Source organism: cf. Phormidesmis sp. LEGE 11477 (assembly GCF_015207105.1).
Classification (GTDB): domain Bacteria; phylum Cyanobacteriota; class Cyanobacteriia; order Phormidesmidales; family Phormidesmidaceae; genus Phormidesmis.
Genome location: NZ_JADEXO010000052.1, coordinates 19,403 through 38,973 on the forward strand (window position 1 = coordinate 19,403; position 19,571 = coordinate 38,973).

The window sequence follows — 19,571 nt, forward strand, 5'->3', positions numbered from 1 at the left end:
CGTCATTCAGCAACGCCCTAAGGCTTTATATGGCATCGATGAAGCTCTCTAGACAGTGGATTGCTGAATAGGCTTTTAGCGGTTACGGTTGATTCCTCTAATTATCTTAGTTACCGCCTCAAAACGCCCTCTACGTGGAGGAAACTTCCGCGCTGGCTTCGGTCTAGGCCCAGGATTACGTGGTGGGTTATTAGAAGGTCTATTGCCGTTGCCGTTACCATTGCCATTGCCGTTACCATTGCCATTGCCGTTACCATTGCCATTGCCATTGCCGTTGCCGTTACCATTGCCGTTGCCGGTCGGGGGACCACTGCTCTGAGCTGGTCTTTCAATCGGTGGCGGTGTCGGTTGTTGTGGACGTCTAGATGAACCAGGAAAATCATTCGCTGTGGCAATAGCGATAAGTTCAGCTGCAAGCTCAATAGCTGTCAATATCCTTTTAACAGTAACGGCAGCAACGATTGTACGTGTTGTTAGAATCAAATACTCTATTGCTGCGTTTTCTCCGCTAGGGTCTACAGCATTGACTGGGTTTCCTTCAGCGTAGATATATTCATTTTGGCTCAGAGGATTGGCTAAGAAACCTGAGAATGGATCCCTAGAAATAAATCTTCCTGTAGAGGAATCGTAGTAACGTGCTCTAAGAGAGTAGATCTGAAGCTCTGAATCCAACTGTTCTCCAGCAAACTTATATTTGTTCTGTACAGTCTCAACTTGCGACTCTAAGTTACCATAAGCATCGTAGGAGTAGGTGTTTGAGGAATTACCTTGAATGTCAGTAAGGATACGAGTACTCTCTAACGCATCTACATGATAGAAGCTGCTTTCAGCATCGCGGTACTGACTAACTAGCCCTAGCGCATACGTGTAGACTACACCTAGATTTTCGCTATCAGTAGATTCCTCAATTACCTGCGCATACTCTTGCTGATTAGTTTCAACTATAAAGTTAGTTGTCTTATCCTCGACTGTAGAAGCAACACGAATACCATCTGTGTTGTATTGAAACTCAGCTATCAGCTCCGTGCCATTCTCACGAACTATAGCTTTGATTATCTCACCTTTACTGTTCCAAGCGTATGTAACCTGTGTTTCACCATCCACAGCAGTAGTGATCAGGTTACCGGCATCATCATAGCTATAGCTAATCTTAGTACTACCGTTTCTTTCATTCTGTAATTGATCGTTATCGTTGTAGCTGTAAGTCGTTGTTCCTTCGACAGAATCAGTTTTTTCAAGACGATTTCCTACATCATCGTACTCGTACCCTGTAGTACGATCACCGTTCGCCGAATCTGTAACTGCCTCTTCAATCAAACGATAGAGGTCGTCATAAGTGTATTCGATCGTGCGTCCACTATTTTCGGCTAACACCTCTCTATTACCAACTTTATCAAGAGTATATTCGTAGCTAGAAACCAGGTTGTTATTCCTGTCAACATTCTTTATGAACGTAGGTCTATTGAGCAGATCATAATCTCTCGTTTCAACAATTTCGTTAGCAAACTGAGTTTCGATTAAGTTCCCTAGAGAGTCGTAGCTGTAAGTGGTTAAGTTGTCCTGACGGTCGGTAACAGTCTCTAACAGCCCCAACTCGTCATAGGTGTACTCAACTGTTCCCGATGGCGAAGTAAGCGTCCCAATGTTTCCATCAAAGTCATATGTATAAGCAACAAAAGCATCATTCGGATCGGTTCGTCGCCACAGTTGACCAGTTTCGTCGTAATCGTAATCAGTAACACCCCGTGCGTCAGTGATTGTGTCTATCTCTCCTGTCGGCATATAGGTATATAGTTCATCAGGAGCATCAGGCAAGCGCACTGCCTGAAGCAGATTGTTGAGATCATACTCATATGTAATAGTCTGCTGATTGAAGTTGGTTAGGGTCTTAAGGTTGCCAACTTTATCGTAAGTCTGTGTCTCTACCTGTCCCAAAGGTAGGGTTGTTTCGATTAAGCGATTCAGCTCGTCATAGTTAAACTGAGTAGTTCGACCTAGCGCATCGATCTGCTCAGTTAAGTTACCACTCTTGTCATACCTATATTCAGTTTCATGCCCTAGCGCATCGGTGACCTCAATCAACCGACCTAGTCCATCGTAATCAAACTCTGTTTCATTACCATTCTGATCAATTTCCTTTGCGATTCTATCTAGGACGTCGTATAAGGTCCGACTAAAGGTTCCATCAGCATAATCAATTCTTGTTTCAAGTCCGCGACTGTTGTACTTGAACTCCGTTCTACGTCCTAGCACATCTATGACCGCACTGCGATCGCCCGCCGCATTGTACTGAATCTGAGTGCTATTCCCTTTCGCATCCGTCACCTTCACTACCTGGCCTTGTGCATCATAGCCAAACGTAGCGGTGTTTCCTAGAGGCGTAGTAATCGTCTTCAAATTTCCTGCATTGTCATAACCGAAGCGAGTGACTGCACCTAGCGCATCTTCCACTTCTTCTAATCGTCCGAATCTGTCATATCGATAGTTCGTATCATTATCGTTGGCATCTGTAATCGTTTTTAGATTGCCATCTGCGAAGTAGTCGTACTTAGTGACGTTACCTACTGCATCTTCACTCTCTTTGAGCATCCCATTGTCGTTATAGCGATTAATCGTCGTATTCCCACGTGCATCTTCGGTTGTGAGAACCTGATTCAAATTGTCGTACGTATTGGTAGTTTTGTTTCCGAGCGGATCGGTCTCAGTCAGCAGATTACCTCGTTCGTCATATGTGTAGGCAGTCTTAAATCCACGAGGATTGCTCACGCTCTTGAGCATGTCACTGTCAAAATACTCGTACTCTGTAACGCCACCTTCAGCGTCAACCTGACGAATAACGTTACCCCTATCGTCGTAGGTCAAGATAGTCGTGTTGTCCAACGGGTCAGTAATAACCTGAGTATCGGTCGGTCCGTCAAAGTCGATATCAATTTCTAGTGCGTTGCCTTCTGCATCGATAATGCGCTCAATGCGTCCAAAGTCGTCAAACTCAGTTCGTACGCTAGAGCGACCTAATGGATCGATTTCCTCTATCAGGTAGTGGGGCTGGTCCGGGTCGTACTCATATTGGGTTGTATTTCCCGCCCTATCAGTTACTGCTACTAAGTCACTATTGGCATCATACTCATAGCGAATGCTGTTGCCCGCCGGGTCTATGATGTTGGTGATCCGGTCATCACTATCGCGCTCAAATCGAACCGTTTCGCCCGTAGAGCTGGTAATACCATCTGCGCTGTAGGTCAGCACGTTGCCGTTCAAATCTTCGACCGTCTGAAGGCCCTCAAACTGGTTATAGGTGTAGGTTAGGTTGTTCTTCGTTGTGAGCTGATATTCGGATGGGTTGTAGCCGAAAGAGAACAGGTACAGACCGAAAGTTCCATCTGACTTTTGAGAAAGACCAACATTCTCTACTGTCAGCACTTCCTCTACACCAGGGTCAGGCTTAAACCGGGGTGTCCAAATAGCGCCGAGTAGGCCAGCTCTTGCAGTAGGTTCAAAGGTAAAGCCGACTCGTTTGCCGTCTGGTGTGGTGAGGGTAACGCGATCACCAAATCTAAATCCCTTATTCGCAAAAATGCTGCCTTCCAAACCTTCTGGTTCTTGCTCAGCGCTTTCAGTGATACGAGCATCTAACCCTGCAAACTCCCATCCATAGCCAAAAGAAGCTGAGCTAGTGGCCTGTAGGGTATCGTAGCGTCGCTGCACGCTGATAGGAATTCCAGTAAGCGGTATCGATAGGTCAGTCGCATCTAGCGTGAAGTTGCCAACCTTGTTCTCAGTCGAAACGCCAATCTCAAAACCCTGCACGGTAATACCATTGGCATCTTCAGCGGTCACGCGGAAGAAGTATTGGTCATTATTCAAGAATCTTGGATCGATTGTTCCAAGCACGCCATCGACTGGCACCTCGCTTTCATTTAGTAGTTGGAACGCCGGATTATCTGCGGCAACATTGTCAAAGTCAACTAGGCGAGTCGGCGCATATTCAATTCGGTAAGAAACTAGATTAGGGTCATCTACCTTTCCTAAAATATCGAACGGTTCGCGAATAGTAGTACCAACCGTAAGCTCATCAAAGTCAAAGCTTACTTCTGGAAGCTCTGTGTCAGAAGGATCGAATACCCCAACGTTGAACGTTTCAAGAGCTTCATTGCCTGCACTATCAGTTGCCCTGACCACAACAGGATATACAGCCGGTTCAGTTAGCTGGGTTGCCGTTTCGTACAGTTGACCATTTATTAGTGTATTGGGCGATAGAATAAGCTCTCTTCCATCTATCTCGACAGAGAGCGATGCGAGATCTCTATCATCGGTCGCTCTTACCTGTAGGCTGAAAGTTCCTCCTATATCTACTCGGTTGCTAGCAAACCCTAGATCTATATCTGGTGCTTGAGTGTCAACAGCTAGTTCGTCGCTAGCTACGAGCTGGAAAGACTGAGACGCTGTATTACCAGCACTATCTTCTACCGCGATGACTACGCTGTACTCGCCCAGGGAAATCAGGTCTGACTGCCACGTAACTAGTCCGGTATCTGCATCTATCTGCATACCTTCTGGCTGTTGTCGCAAGCTGTAAGTTAGCGTGTCGTCTTCTGGGTCTACTACGCTAGCTTGATATTGATAGTTCTCCCCTGTGAGTACGGTAGCGATAGGAGCAGAGTTAAAGAACGGAGACCTATTGGGAGCAACTGAATTAACTGATACCTCGAACTGCTGAGTGTCAGATTTGCCTTTGCCATCTAGCACCTGTACTTCAACAAGATTGCTACCCGCTTGCTCATTTGTTGGCTGCCAGCTAATGACGCCTGTACTGCGATCAATGCTTAACCCCGTAGGAGCCTGCGTTAAATAATAAGAAAGGGTATCCCCGTCTGGATCGCTCGCTTCGACAGCGTAGGAGAACGTCTGGTTAGCATCAATTTCTGAGATTGTTGGAGCCGAAGTAATACTAGGCGCTTGGTTATCAGCGTTGACAGCTTTGACGACAACGACGAAGTCCTGCAAAGCAATACCACCTCTGCCATCATTAGCTTCAATGCTGAAGCTATACGACCCGACCGCCGGTGGATTCCAGGTGACAGCCCCAGTTAGTGGGTCAATGGCCGCGCCCTCCGGCGCTTCAACGAAGCTGTAGGTAAGCGGGTCTCCATCCGGGTCAACTGCTAGAGCAGGGTATACATAGCTTTGGTTAACGACTACAGGCAGAGTTCCTAGCACAAAGCCGCTATCAGGGCGAATGAACTGTAGCTCGAAGCTTTCTGCGTCCCCATCGCCTGTGATTTCGACATCGAAATTAGCTGTGTCTCCTGATCCTAGTCCCGCTAGAGGGCCAGTCGCATTAGTAAAGGCGATCGCACTATCAGCAGACTCTACATCTACTAAAAACTGCTCGCTAATAGCCTCAGACTGAAGCTCAACGAACGCTTTAGTAAAGGAGATAGCGGCATCGCCCCCACGTCTGAGCTGGTTCAAATCCCAAATCGTACCGTCAAGTGCTAAAGCGAGATTGACGTATTCCTCTTCTATATTTTCTGTTTCACCAAAACCAAGACCAGCAGAGATCAATCGCGAGCCAGTATAGGTAGCGCCTTCACTTATAGAGAAGCCTCCCTGTCCGTCAGGTATATATGAATTGCTATCAGCATCAATGCCTAACGCACTCTCGCCGTTCGCGTCATCAAATTCGGCATTCAGTACAGCGCTTAATATAGCGCCGCGATCGCTGATCCGATTCTGAATGAGATCGAATGTCAGAAGCTGCTCTACCTCACTGCGCTCTTCGTCTGTAATGAGCACAAAGTTAACAGCAGCGTCATCGCGAAGAGGCAGATGTAGCGCTTCGTTTAGTCCGGCATAGCCATCCTCTTCTCCACCTCGCCGGGTCGATAACGTGCCAAGGCTTTGCGATAGTGCTGTGATGTCGCCAAAAAAGTCGTCATCTACTACGGCGAGACTGAGCGTCTGACCTGCGAGGGCATTTTCGATCTGAAGACCTCGCGACAAATTATTATCAGCGCGCCCAGTTAGCCGATCGCCTGTTTGTACGGGAATCTTTTCTGATACAGCGTTAACCCGGAAACTGTAGTCGCCCGTTGAATCCCCAGCCAAAATTCTCAAGGTGTACAGACCGTCTTCTGGAAGCGTGATTGGCCCGATTTGACCAGTGAACGATTGGTCGCCGCTCGTTCCATCAATACCAGACAAGCTGGTAAGGCGATTTCTATCTCCAAAAAGCTGACTGCCCGTCGGACTAATTAAACGGAGCTTTGCGTCCCTAGAGAAAGCATCCAAGCTATCTATCCAGAGCTTTTGTCCCTTAGCACCAGAAAATTCGTATCGGTCAATCTCACCAGCTTCGTCTAAGCTACCGTTGACTATCTCTCCAACTTCTATCTCCTCTATCTGTGTTTCAGAGGTCACAACTTGGAAACTGAACTCAGAGAACTGACTAGAAGGGCCCTGTACAGAAAGAACATATTTTCCATCTGAGGGTAGGACAACTTCAATATCTCCGCCAAGAGTAGTCGCTGTACTCCTGTATTCTCCACCTCCTGGATAGAACAAGTTCCAGTTACCCAACAGCGCAGATCCTTGGTCAGCATCTATGAGCACCCGTGTCCCGGCCTGACCTTCAAACTCGTACAACTGTATGCCATTCTCTATAGCCAGGGACACATTTACCGTAGTATCTACTGCTACTGAAATAGCATTGTTCAGATTGAGAACACGGAAGCTGTATTCTCCGCCACTACTCCCGCCGTCGACTGAAAGAGTGTAGGTACCAGTTTTTTCTAGGAGGAAAGGAAGCGACTCAGCAGAACCAAAACGAATATTATCGTCTACTAACTCATCATCAGGGTCGATAAAGCTAACTGATATATTCCTATCGGTAGTACTAATTACATCAAGAAGAACTCTAGAGCCAGCAGGGGCATCAAATGTGTAGGTATCAGTTTCACTTGCTGCAATAGTACCACTGTTGATAATGTTGAAACCCGCTGTGTCGATAATAGCGCTGGTAACGTCGCTTACCTGAAAGCTATAGTCAACCTGTTCGTCCTGCGCACCGGTTAAAACAAGATAGTATTCACCATCATCAGATAGCGCCGCGCTAAAAGTTTGATCGATGTTGTTACTTTTTAACTGTTCGTTCCCTGGACTGTACAGTTGCCAAGAACCGTCAGCAGTACCTGACGATTGAAGGTTTTCAAACTTCAACTGCTGATATGCTGATCCATTAAGTTTGAATATAGTGCTTGAGTTCCCTACAACCAAAGAACCAGACGTAGCGCTTCCAATATCTACAGTAGGTGCCGTTTGCGCATCTAACACTTGAAACTGGTAGTCTCCGATTTTGTCATCGCCGCCGACTAAAATAGAATAGGTTCCTGAACTTTGCAGTGAAATCAAACCTGTATCTCTCGTTCCAGAAGTAGAGAATAGCTGTTCTCCATCTGCACTAAATAGTTCAATAGTTGGACTGGATGTAGAGCTAGGTCCCACACTATCGAACCAGATATTTTGACCAGCCTGACCTTCAAACTTATAGATGTCTAGCTCTCCAGGCTCCGACACGACGCCGCTGTTTAGCTCATTAAAGTTGATGTCAGTAACCGTAGTATCCGGAGTAATGATCTCGAATGTGTATTCCCTTTGCGTAACTGCACCGTTCTCTATAACTAACCAGTAAGTCCCATCCCCCGGCAATATAGCTTCTAGATCAAGACCTATAAAATTGCTGTCTATCTCTTCATTATCTGAACTGTAAAGTGACCAATCAGGGCCAATAACTCCAGACTCGAAGAAAAGCCTTTGTCCGGTTGACCCTTCAACCTTGAATATCTGCGTCTCTGAAACTTCAGTAGTTCCGTTGATAGGAGTATCGAACGCCAGCGTAGAAGCATCGCTCATGTCAATGAGCTGAAAGGCATATTCTCCCCCTTCGCTACCTGCGTCCATGACTAGACTGTAGGTTCCGCTTTTAGTTAGAGAGAATGGACCATTACTTGTGAAGGTTCTAAGATTCGTTGCAATGATCTCACCATCAGGGTCAAGCAAGCTGCCCTGTATATCGCTAAACTGGGTAGTGATGTTATCGAACCATACTCTCAGACCAGCAGGCGCTTCAAAGTTAAACGTTTGTCGCTCATTGCCTTCAATAGTTTCTTCTATAGCTTGATTGAATCCAACTGGCTCAATAAATGGATCTTTGCTTACTTCAGCTTGTAGCTCGTAGTCGATAGGTAGCTGCTCATCTGTGGTGATAAAGACCGTATAGTCTCCGTCCGTAGGCAGCGAAAACTCAGCCGCAGACAAGTTGGAGGACTGCGTGTCAATCAGCTGATTACCAGGTCCATAGATCTGGATAGTAGGATCTGGAACTGTCAGGCTACGCACACCTGCGTCGAATTCGTCACCACCAAACCCTAACAAACTGTATCTATTACCTGTAATCCCGCGCGCTTCTAGTGCCGTATCGAGTTCTACAACCATTTCGGTGAGCCACTCATGTTCACCTTGCATCGAGCCTGATTCATCGACAACAAATACGATATCTGCGGACCCACCAGTATCGCCCTGCTCAGGCAGCGTAATCGACACCGACCCGAAGAAGGTTTCGTTTTCTCCGATGCTTAGGTTTAGAAATTCAGGGTCTACATCTCCAGATGCTGTACCAGGTAGCGGAATAGAGAAGCTCTCTAGCGGATCATTGACAAACACAGGCGCTCGATTGGCTTCATCCGTAAGGACCTGTGCAAAGTCAACGTTCTCAACGGAGCTATCGGAAGAAACTTCAACAACTGGAGTATTCGTGGGAAACGTCTGAACGTATTCAGGTAATAGCGTTTGACGGACGGTATATGTCCCTGGAGTAACTTCAGAGAAGTTGTAAACTCCATCCTGATTTGTAACCGTTTGTGGTTCTTCACTATCTAGCGTGCCATCGTTATCTAGATCTAGATACACTACAACATCAGCAAGACCTAATTCATCTTCTAGTGGTGCAGAAAAGCCTTGAATACTAACAACGCGATCGCCCCCGCCAAATGTTGAGAATAAGAAGTCGCCAGTGACTGGGTCGATGAATGCGCCTTCTGCTCCATTCAATCCCTCTAATAGAAGCTGACGGCTATCAAGGATGGGATCTCCTTCTGCGTCAACTTCATATACAGAAATGTTATCTGCTGACCACTCTGCTACTAAGAGGCTCGGCTCATCGAAAAGTGGTGAACCTTCTGGTACGTAGGCAATACCCTCTGGTCCACCTGGTAGAGTTAATTCAAAGTCGACGTTGGTGATGTCATAAGTCCCATTACCATCAGGTGTCAGTTCAACGTCATACCATTGACCGCCAGCCCACGAGACAAACTTCAAACCTCCTTCGCCAGGAATGCCTTCGGGCACGAAGCTTAGGCTGGCATGTGATCGCGCGATACCCAATGGCGCAAGGTCGATAATCTTGTCCGTTGTTCGACTACCAGGTAGGCTTTGTCCAAGTTCGTTTTCTGGCCACCGGCTTGCAAACAAGACGCCTTCATCATTGAACTGAAGTCCACCATCGTTATAGGCTCCTTCACCGTATTGAGTAGCGCTACCTTCAAATCCAATGATGTGATTTCCAGCCCCTCTGACTACATCGACAGCATAGATAGCCCCTTCTTCTCTATTGGCATTCCCACCTATCAAAAGCTGGTTGAGGTTATCAGGGTTAAGGGTTAGTCCACCGTAGGAAGTAGGAAGTCCCGGTACAGAACCTAAGTCAAATACATCGTATATATCATCGAAGTTGGGTTCTACCTCTAGCTCAGACGAGGGTTCAATTTCACTATCAGACCCAGACTGAAACTGGTCAAAAACACCGTTTCTATTGAGATCATTCCACACAAACCCATTGATTTCTCCTGTTGGAACAGGCACACCAACTGCAAAGTTCTGTGTGGCGATCCCACCCTGGCCATCATCGACTTGCACAGCAAAGTCGTAGGAGCTAGAGTCATCAGACTCTCCAGTCCAACTGAGTAAACCTTGTTCACTGATGCTCGCTCCTGCCGGGCTATTGGCCAGACTATAGACCAGTGGGTCGTTATCTTCATCGGTAGCAGTTACCTGGTACTGATAGGTGGTGCTGTCTGTCGGAAAAGAGGTTGACGGCGTACTAGTAATAACAGGTGCATTATTGCGAAGCGCCTGACGCTGCGTCTTACTGATAGTAAGCGAGCCATCGGCCTGATTCCCAGCAGCGTCGGTGGCCTGAACAACAAAGTCATTATCCCCTTCGCTTAAAGCAACGTTGCGCAGCGCGAAGTTTCCTGATCTGTCACTAGCAGTTGCCATATCCGCGCTTTGCAGATCGATTCTCGCATCAGCATCAGTGCTTCCTTCAAGCCTTACCTCTGTAAAAGAAGTTCTTAGATCTCCAACCGTTTCAGAATCGTAACTAGACGCAAGCTGTAGCGTCGGCGATTGAATCACCGTGTCTAGCAAGAACGGTAGCTCAATGACCTCTGATTCACTGCCCGCGACGTTAGCTGCGATTAGCTTTAGCGTGTACTCACCATCCGGTAGAGCGCCACCATTGACGTCAGCAAGTACTTCCTCGCTCAGCGTAAACGTATTGCCCTGCAAGGCATCAGAAATATCGACGAACTCTGTAGCAGGCGTGTCGTTAAAGCCTGCGCGCAAGCTAACTACATCTGTGTTGCTAGTAACACTGCCCTGAATGGCAGCATCGGACGTTACTCCATCAGTATCGCTAACGCCAGTGTCATTCACCAGCGCAGCTTGAACGATGGGTACGTTCGTATCGACAGGCGTTCGGGTGATAATAGTCGTAGCCGCTAGCTGGTTGCCAGCTACGTCAGTAGCAACAACGGTGAACGTATTCTCGCCAACAGATAAGGAGATGTCTGGGAATGAATAGGAGCCATCATCATCGCTGGTTGCCGTCAGCGCTGTGCCCTGTAGCGCTAGCTCAACGTTTGGCTCGGCTTCTCCTACTAGCGTTACCACTTCAAAAGAGGTCGTAAGATCGCCTACCGTCCCTGAGTCAAACTCATCTGCTAAACGAATCTCGTTTTGAATAGTCGTATCTAAGACAAAACCAATCTCGAAAACCTCAGACTCCTCGTCAGTGTCATCGGTAGCCACTAGCTTTAGCGTGTACTCCTCGTCGGGTAGTGTACCTCCGTTGATAGCAGCAAGCGTTGACTGGTCTAGCGTAAACGTACTGCCTTGCAGCGAGGTTGTGATATCGATGAAGTCTACGGTCGCTGTATCGCCAAAGCCGCCTCTAAGTGCGGTGATAGTCCGATTACCTAAGACGCTTCCTTGAATAGTCGGATCAGCTGTTATTTGATCGGTGTCGCTACTTCCTGTGTCGTTAGCTAAAGACGCTTGAAGCGTAAGTGCGGTGGGTTCTTGCGTGCCTTCAAACTCGTACCTGAAGACGAGGTCATTGAAGTCGCGATCGCCCCCCTCAAACAGATCCTCCCACCCGTAGCCACCATCTGCTTGACGTTCCATATGGAAGTGCTCATCAGGGTTCGCACCACCCAAAGAAAAGAACGCTAAAGGCATTTTGCCAGACTGGTTGTCAGGATTCTGGTCCAGGAATAGCTGACTAGACGAATCTTGAATCAGATACCAGCCAAAGTACGTATCGCCCGGTAAATCTAGCCTAGTTTCTGCGCCCTCCGTCTTACCCCTCTCAAAAACAATTCGTCTTCGCTCATCTGAGAGTGCTGCTAGCGTATAGCCCTCATCACCGGGACTTAGGCCGTCGATACGGCCCTCATGGTCGTCAACTAGATACAATCCCATTTCGTTATCGTAGGCAGCTTCTCGCCCGGTCCAAGAAAACTGAGTTGAGACGAGCTGACCTGCTGTGCCTGGTGTCTTTTCTAGAATCCCTGGTCCTTTAGAGACCGTGAGTACCGCATCGTTGAAGTCCTGATCGCCGCCGCCGAGCAAATCCTCCCAAGCGAACTCCCATGAGCCATCAGCCAGCAGCTGCGTCTTGACATGGTCCACTGAGTCGGCGTTTGCATCGTTCAGTGAAAAGAAGACTGGCGAAAGCGTTTGCGTAGTGCCGTTCTCATTCTGCGCTAGCCACTCTTCAGTCGAGCGGTCTTGAACCAGATAAAATGCTAGGCGATCGCCGCCTTGAAAAATTAGCGTTTGAGTATTGCCGACTGTCTGGCCACTGCTAAAGATGACTTGCCTACTAGCACTTGCTAAAGCAGACGCAGTGTATTGTTCGTCTCCGACTTCAACTCCGTCAACCGTGCCAAGTTCATCAACTTTGAATACGCCAAGCTCATTATCGAAAGCCGCATCTCGCCCAGTCCAGTTGAAAGTCAGCGAGATAGTTTTGTCAACGGCTCCAGGAACAACTATCTGCTCACCAATCACTATTCCTCCGTTAGTGATTGAGTCATCTTCAGTTATCAATAGGATATCGCTCAATCCAGTTATATCTGTTAGATCGTCCGAGTTTGCCTGCACAGACTGTGATAAGAAAGGCGAGGTCGATAGAAAGGAGTCGGTCTCGAAAGACTCCACAGATAAAGGAAGGATAGAGCTAAGGTCAGCGCTCGGTAGCACACTAGGTGTGATCCCAGTCTCTGCTGCTTGTCGAGGAAACGATAACCCTGTTGATTCTTCTAAAACTTCGCTAGAGAATGGATAAGGCAGGGAGCCAGAGGTAGGCTCAGTGGTTGAAGTATTGATAGTCACTAAGTATAAGAAAGGTGAGAAATAGCGCCAGTTTTCCCTCAGCAAAAAGGTGTCAGAAAAACTGTGGGCATCCTACCCTTACGTGAGTTCGTGAATACGCCTTCTGAGTAAGCTTTACAACGAATTCAAATTTGAATAGCTAATAAAAAGGAACAACCAACGTGAACTGTTACGAAGTAATACTTTTCAAGTAGAACAGATAATCTTGTCCTAAAACTTAGCAATCATTAGAATTTAGTTGCTCAAGTTGAGCTATAGAAAACTCCTTACGAAAGCTACAGTAGGCTAGCTGTTCACCTATGTACAGAACAAAAAGCGCAGAACTAGCTGAAAGTCTTTCTGTTGCAGAGGTTGAGCCAGGTTTGAGAAGATGTGTCTAAGATGGTCGAATCCATAGCGAAAAATGCTCTCGGTAAACCGTCCGTGAGCCTTGATAGACCTTATTCAAGTTCACAGCGCTCTGCTCGAATCGTGGCAGATCAGGCGATAGCTTCACCTACAGTAATAAAGAAAAGGAACTGCCTGAGTACTCGTGCTCAAGTAGATTCACATTCTATATAGAATACGAAAATTCATAGGTAATTAGTAAAGCTAGGAATTGCGATTATATAAGGGAAGCCGACTTTATGAATGAACAACGGATACAAGCCTATCTAGAGCTAGTGCATGTATTGCTGAACTGCCCTAGTGATCAGGAACCAAACATCCTACAACAGCATCAGGATTTGTTAGATGAAGGGCTAGTGATAGTGATGGCACAGGTAGCCGAGAAGGTGCGGCAGCAAGGAGAGAACAATAGTGCCGATTGGCTAGTTCAGATGGCAGGGCGGTTAGATGGATCGATAGGAGCAGAGAAGACAGGATCGGTTGAATTACTTACGTCTGGCAGTTGGCAGGCGATTTTGCATGCTATATCGCAGATGAATGAGCCGCAAGATATGGAAAGACGGATAGTGTTGTGCCAGAAAGCCCTGCAGATGTTACCACGCCAAGACGATGAATATCTCTGGGCTGTGTTTAAAGCGGAGTTGGGCACCAGCTTATTTCAAAGTTTACAAGGCAACCGGGCAGAGAACATCGAAAGAGCGATCGCAGCCCACCGACAAGCGCTAGAGGTAATGACTAGAGAGACTATGCCCACTCAGTGGGCAATGCTGATGATGAATCTGGCAAATGCTTACTATGCCCGCATCAAAGGCAACCGGGCAGAGAACATCGAAAGAGCGATCACAGCCCATCGACAAGCACTAGAGGTAATGACTGAAGAGACTATGCCTACTCAGTGGGCAACGCTGATGATGAATCTAGCAACCGCTTATAGAAATCGCGTCAAAGGCAATCGGGCAGAGAATATTGAAAAGGCAATCGCTGCCTATCGACAATCTCTACAGGTGAGAAACAAAGAGACCAGGCCCGTTGAGTGGGCACAGTCGATGATGAACCTGGCAACTGCTTACTACTCGCGTATCAAAGGTAATCGGACAGAAAATATCGAAGAAGCGATTGCGGCCTACCAGCAATCACTACAGGTCATAACTAGGGAAGCTATGCCTTTCCTGTGGTCAATGACTATGACGAATCTAGCAGGCGCTTATTACTCACGTATTAAAGGTAACCGGACAGAAAATATCGAAGAAGCGATTACGGCTTACCGACAATCACTACAGATAGCAACGCGCGAGGACATGCCCGTTGAATGGGCACAGTCAATGATGAATTTGGCAGTCGCCTATCATTTTCGCATCCGAGGTGATCGCGCTGAGAATATTGAAGAGGCGATTACGGCTCACCGACAATCTCTACAGGTGAGAACGCGCGAGGACATGCCCGTTGAATGGGCACTATCGATGATGAATTTGTCAATTGCATATTACTCTCGCATTCGAGGCGACCGTGCTAAGAATATCGAAGAGGCAATTGCCGCTTGTAAACGGTCTCTACAGGTGAGAACACGCGAGGACATGCCCGTTGGATGGGCACAGTCAATGATGAACTTAGGAATCGCCTATAGCTCTCGCATCCGAGGTGATCGCACTGAGAATATTGAGAAGGCAATTGCTGCCTATAGACAAGCGTTAGAGGTAATGACACGACTGGATATGCCCGTTGAGTGGGCATTGTCCACATCGAATCTAGCAGTTGCTTACGGTTATCTCGAATGCGATGAGCGTGCAGAGAATATTGAGAAATCGATTGCTGCCTGTAGACAGTCTCTAGAGGTGAGAACACGCGAAGACATGCCTGTTGAATGGGCACAGTCAATGATGAACTTAGGAATCGCCTATAACTCCCGTATCCAGGGCAATCGAGCAGAAAACATTGAAGAGGCAATCCATTGTTATTCTCAATCCCTAGAAATTTTCACTCCAGAGACGCATCCAAATGACTGCCGCATCACATCTCAACTTTTAGCTAATCTGTACGCGAACGGAAAATATTGGGGTAAAGCTCAGATTCACTACGAAACGGCGCTCAGCGCTGCAGAAGTTCTATATCAAGCTGCAATCTCCAAAGGTAGCCAAGAAGCCGAGCTCTCTGAAACTAACGATCTCTACCGTCGGGCTGCTTGTACATATGCTAAAGTCGGTAGCCTCACAACAGCGGTCGCCACTATAGAGCAAGGCCGAGCACGCGGTCTTAGCGAAACTTTGCTGCGTAACCAGGCTGATCTAGAAGACATCCGCCAACTCAAACCTAGACTCGTAGAACGCTACCAAGCAGCAGCCAATGCGATCAATCAGCTTGAGTCGAACGAACGCAGTATGAACACCGACAGTGAATCACCCAAATACAGCCAGGATGACTTCCGCCGACAGGCTATGCAATCCCGACAAGCTCTAAAAGATTGCCTAGCTGACATCCGCCAAATCCCTGGGTACGAAAAGTTCCTAGCGCTACCTACCTTTGAAGATATCACCGCGACTGTCCAGCCTGACCATCCCCTCGTCTATATTCTCTCTACCCCCAACGGCAGTCTCGCCCTCATACTGACCACCGAAGGCGTTAGTGACCTCTGGCCTGATAATTTAACTGAATCGAAACTACGAGACCTCCTTGAGGACGGCTGGTTCAGCGCATACAGAGAATCTCAAAGTAATCGCAAAGGCTGGTTCGAGACCATTGATGATGTCACACATCAGCTCTGGAATGAGATGATGGCTCCGCTCATTAGCTATCTCCAACAGCAAAATCTATCCAAAGCCATTCTTATCCCCACTGGCTACCTTAGCTACCTGCCCTTCCACGCTGCTTGGACACCAGACACAAGCAAACCCAGTGGCCGCCGCTACGCCTGTGATGACATCCAATTCACCTACGCGCCTAATGCTCTTTCTCTAGGTGCGGCCCGCAGCGTAGCTAATCAGACTCCAGCCAGCACCCTGCTAGCAGTCAATGAACCTCAGCCAGTTAACGCAGGCAACTTACCCAGTGCTGGTTCCGAAGCTGAAAAAGCGATTTCTACATTCCCTGGCGAAGAAAACCGGAAACTCCTACAGCGAGAAAACGCTACGCGAACGGCTGTTTTAGAACAGTTACCTCACAAGAATGTTGTTCATTTCTCCTGCCACGGTTCAGCAGATCTTGATTCTCCTCTCAATAGCGGTTTGCTGATGGCTAACAACGAAATTCTGAGCTTACGAGACTTACTCGATCTAAAGCTTCAGAATCTACGCCTTGCCATCCTCTCCGCCTGTGAGACTGGGATTCCTGGCACTAAGCTTCCCGATGAAGTAATCAGCCTGCCGACGGGACTGCTACAGGCGGGAGCAGCAGGTGTGGTCTCGTCTCTATGGTCAGTAGCTGACCATAGCACTATGCTGCTGCTCAGCCGATTCTATGACCTGTGGCGCACTGAAGACCTTGAGCCACCTGAAGCCCTCCGTCAAGCTCAGATTTGGCTGCGAGATAGCAACGATACAGCTCTTACTACTTATCTTCGGGACATCGGCTTCGAGTCAGAGGAGGAAGATAGCCAGTGCTCTTTTGCTCATCCCTTCCATTGGGCCGCCTTTACTTACGTGGGTGTCTAACTCATTGCATTCTCACTACATTATCCACTGCTGCTACCTTACCGCTTACTGCACTCTCCTACGCCTGCCGCTTTCCTGTAAGCTTCGTCCTTGGTGCCATCACTATCAACCTCATTCACTGAAGTCAACCTGTAACTAGAACCGCTAGACCTATGCCTGCAAAGGATATGTACCACAACCAAGTAAGATCGGCTCTAGTCAAAGACGGATGGACGATTACGCACGACCCGCTACTGATTAGGCTGACCAAGAAGAAGCTATATGTTGACCTAGGTGCAGAACGGATTATCGCCGCAGAGCGAGGCACCGAAAAGATTGCAGTTGAGATTAAGAGTTTTACACGCCCTTCTGATATCAAAGATCTCGAAGAAGCTTTGGGGCAGTGCGTCTTGTATTCTCGACTATTGTCTCGCTATGATCCAGACAGAAGAGTATATTTAGCAGTTACTGAAGGTGTCTATACTTCAGTTTTTGAAGAGGAGGCTGGTCAGATACTGATTGAAGACGGCTTGCTTAATGTAGTTACTTTTGATGCCGATCAGGAGGAATTAGTGCGATGGGTCCCATGAATTCTGACTACCGAGAGATTATTAAAAAACTGCTGCGGGAGTACGTAGACTTCTTGAGCCAAGATGAAACTATTCAGCAGGAGCTTGTTTTTGACCATGAACGCGATCGCTATCTGCTGGTCGAAACGGGTTGGCAAAATGACAAACGCATCTATGGCCCTTTTCTTCATCTGGATATTAAAGACGGCAAGGTCTGGATTCAGCACGATGGCACAGAGGACGGTATCGCCTACGAGCTAGAAGCAGCTGGTATTCCTAAAGACCGAATCGTATTAGGGTACAGGTCGCTTGAACGTCGTAAGCTCACTGAGTATGCTGTTTCTTAGACCTGCTGTTATGCAAGCTGAAGATACTCATGACTACAACGCCGAAACAGCTAGATTCACAACTCATAATCGACAAACTATTAGCTGAGCTAGGCGCACCCTGGTTACCAGTGCATGAGCAGGCGTTGGCAGCCGTGAAAGCAGGCGATGCGGAAACGTTGCGGTTGCTTTCAGCCACTAACCTAGATGATAGCTTTTGCCGTGCCTGTGGCTATATGGCTTCTATTCCGAAGATGCCGCCTACTATTGCAATATTGATTGCTGAGAGTGCTCGTGCGATCGCAGATGCTCATAAAGAAAGAGCAACTTATCGGCTCAATGCGGTAGTCTCAGAGATGCTGAGCTAGTGATAAACACGGCTCCAAATCCTATTTGCTGGATCATTGCTGGCCCCAACAGTGCAGGAAAGACCACTTTTGCCCTGCAATACTTACCAGCTGTAGCCAGTTGCCCAAATTTTGTTAACGCCGACTCAATTGCCGCTGGACTATCGCCACTTGCTCCTGAACGCGAGTTGATCGCTGCTAGTCGCCTCTTCCTCAAAGAAATTGAGAACCGTATTCAGAGCAAACAGAATTTTGCTTTTGAGACAACGCTTTCAGGTCGTAGCTACCTTAAGCTAATCAGGCGATTGCACACAGAGGGATGGCTAATAGAGCTGCTCTACTTAGCACTTCCTAGTGTAGAAACGTCTAAGCTGAGAGTTGCTGAAAGGGTCGCTCATGGGGGACACAGTATTCCCATGCGAGATATCGAGCGCCGGTTTCCTCGCAGTCTACGCAACTTGCTAAGAGTAGAAACCGTAACATCATCAGTTCCCAACTATTCGATCAATTAGTCCAGGAGGCAAAAAGATGACGCAGATTTCTCCGCAGGCTCAAAAAACCCTAGAAGCTCTCAGACAAGCAGTAGCTGATACTCTAGAAAGGAAGCGACGCCTTGGTCACTATGCGGTGCTCTGGAGAGATGGAAAACCAGCACTTATAGGAGATGATGCGCCAGATGCTGAAGAGGAAAATAAGAAGTTACAGCAATGATAGATTTCTCATATTTTTGCTGTGCTTCTACGCCATATTTTTAGTGGGAGAATGCTGCGTAGTATACACACAGTGACTACTGGACCTCTGAGTTGATATCTTCAAGATACGTTTGGCTTCACTGTTCCATCTGGCAGGGACTATTCGTGTTACTTTTTTCATTACCTGTAAGTAACACGAATAGTTCATTTACTCACAGCTTTTAGGAAGGACGACATCAAAATCGGGTAGGGCAACAGAAGCTAGAGCACTGCGATTTGATTGTGATCATCGCAGGTTACATGAATCATTCGTTGACGCACGCGGTGTTTGGGCTGAAGGCATCAGGGGCGCTGTCAGGAGAAGTCGTACTGCTCAATTTCCGTGGTAAGAGCGGCGTTGTGCGGGAGGTGTTGCGATACTTTGTGACGAACTTTGAAGATGTAGCGTAGGCTATTGATAGCGGTCACTATGGCCGCTATGGTTATGCTTAACGCCTTCAAATTCTGAGGGGGTCTTTTGAACCTTGAAAACCGCATTATTCCGTTGACCCCCTCAGATGCCTTGCTATATGGTAGTTTCGGACCTTTTTCTAGCACGTTAATTGAGAGCCAGTGTCAATAGCAGCTCTTGATTTTGACCCCCTCAGATTTGGCTTCTGAAATCCTTGCTACGGCAGGCTTACAAAAGCAGGGGGTTCAAATTCCATTACCCCGCAAGGGGACGGAAACAAAACGTAGCTTCCAGTCGGGGGATTGTACTGTTCCAATTCCATTACCCCGCAAGCGATTATGTTTGCTGTCAAGGGTGGTTGAGTAATTTTTCAGAAGAAAGTGAGCTGTTCAAGCTTGCTTTCTTCTCTCTTTTGGTCTGTTGTTGTCAAAAATAAGCAGG

At 47.5% G+C, this 19,571-nt stretch carries 8 protein-coding genes; 7 read left to right on the plus strand and 1 reads right to left on the minus strand.

The features are described 5' to 3' along the window. Window positions 1-75: 75 nt before the first annotated feature. Window positions 76-12,735, minus strand: a complete 12,660-nt coding sequence (locus tag IQ256_RS15590) for a putative Ig domain-containing protein (RefSeq protein ID WP_193856468.1) — start codon at window positions 12,733-12,735, stop codon at window positions 76-78. Between the two features lie 626 nt (window positions 12,736-13,361). On the opposite strand from IQ256_RS15590, the gene IQ256_RS15595 reads away from it, so the two are divergent. The 7 genes from IQ256_RS15595 to IQ256_RS15625 all read left to right on the plus strand — a co-directional run bounded on the left by IQ256_RS15595 (window position 13,362) and on the right by IQ256_RS15625 (window position 19,129). Beyond that, window positions 13,362-16,766: a CHAT domain-containing protein gene (locus IQ256_RS15595; RefSeq protein WP_193856469.1), complete on the plus strand. Its 3,405-nt coding sequence runs from the start codon at window positions 13,362-13,364 to the stop codon at window positions 16,764-16,766. Between the two features lie 152 nt (window positions 16,767-16,918). Then, on the plus strand, window positions 16,919-17,335 hold the full coding sequence (locus tag IQ256_RS15600; protein ID WP_193856470.1) for a XisH family protein: 417 nt from the start codon (window positions 16,919-16,921) through the stop codon (window positions 17,333-17,335). Continuing rightward, complete coding sequence (locus IQ256_RS15605) at window positions 17,323-17,661, plus strand: XisI protein (RefSeq protein ID WP_193856471.1); 339 nt, start codon at window positions 17,323-17,325, stop codon at window positions 17,659-17,661. Before IQ256_RS15600 ends, IQ256_RS15605 begins: the two co-directional genes overlap by 13 nt. 29 nt (window positions 17,662-17,690) lie before the next feature. After that, window positions 17,691-18,008: a hypothetical protein gene (locus IQ256_RS15610; protein WP_193856472.1), complete on the plus strand. Its 318-nt coding sequence runs from the start codon at window positions 17,691-17,693 to the stop codon at window positions 18,006-18,008. Then, entirely contained in the window at window positions 18,008-18,499 is a 492-nt protein-coding gene (locus IQ256_RS15615; protein WP_370623460.1) for a zeta toxin family protein, read from the plus strand. Before IQ256_RS15610 ends, IQ256_RS15615 begins: the two co-directional genes overlap by 1 nt. A 16-nt stretch (window positions 18,500-18,515) precedes the next feature. Further along, window positions 18,516-18,698 carry a hypothetical protein gene (locus IQ256_RS15620; protein ID WP_193856473.1) on the plus strand — a complete coding sequence of 61 codons (183 nt, stop codon included), beginning with the start codon at window positions 18,516-18,518 and terminating at the stop codon, window positions 18,696-18,698. A gap of 281 nt (window positions 18,699-18,979) precedes the next feature. Next, on the plus strand, window positions 18,980-19,129 hold the full coding sequence (locus tag IQ256_RS15625) for a hypothetical protein (protein ID WP_193856474.1): 150 nt from the start codon (window positions 18,980-18,982) through the stop codon (window positions 19,127-19,129). The last annotated feature ends 442 nt before the right edge of the window (window positions 19,130-19,571 follow it).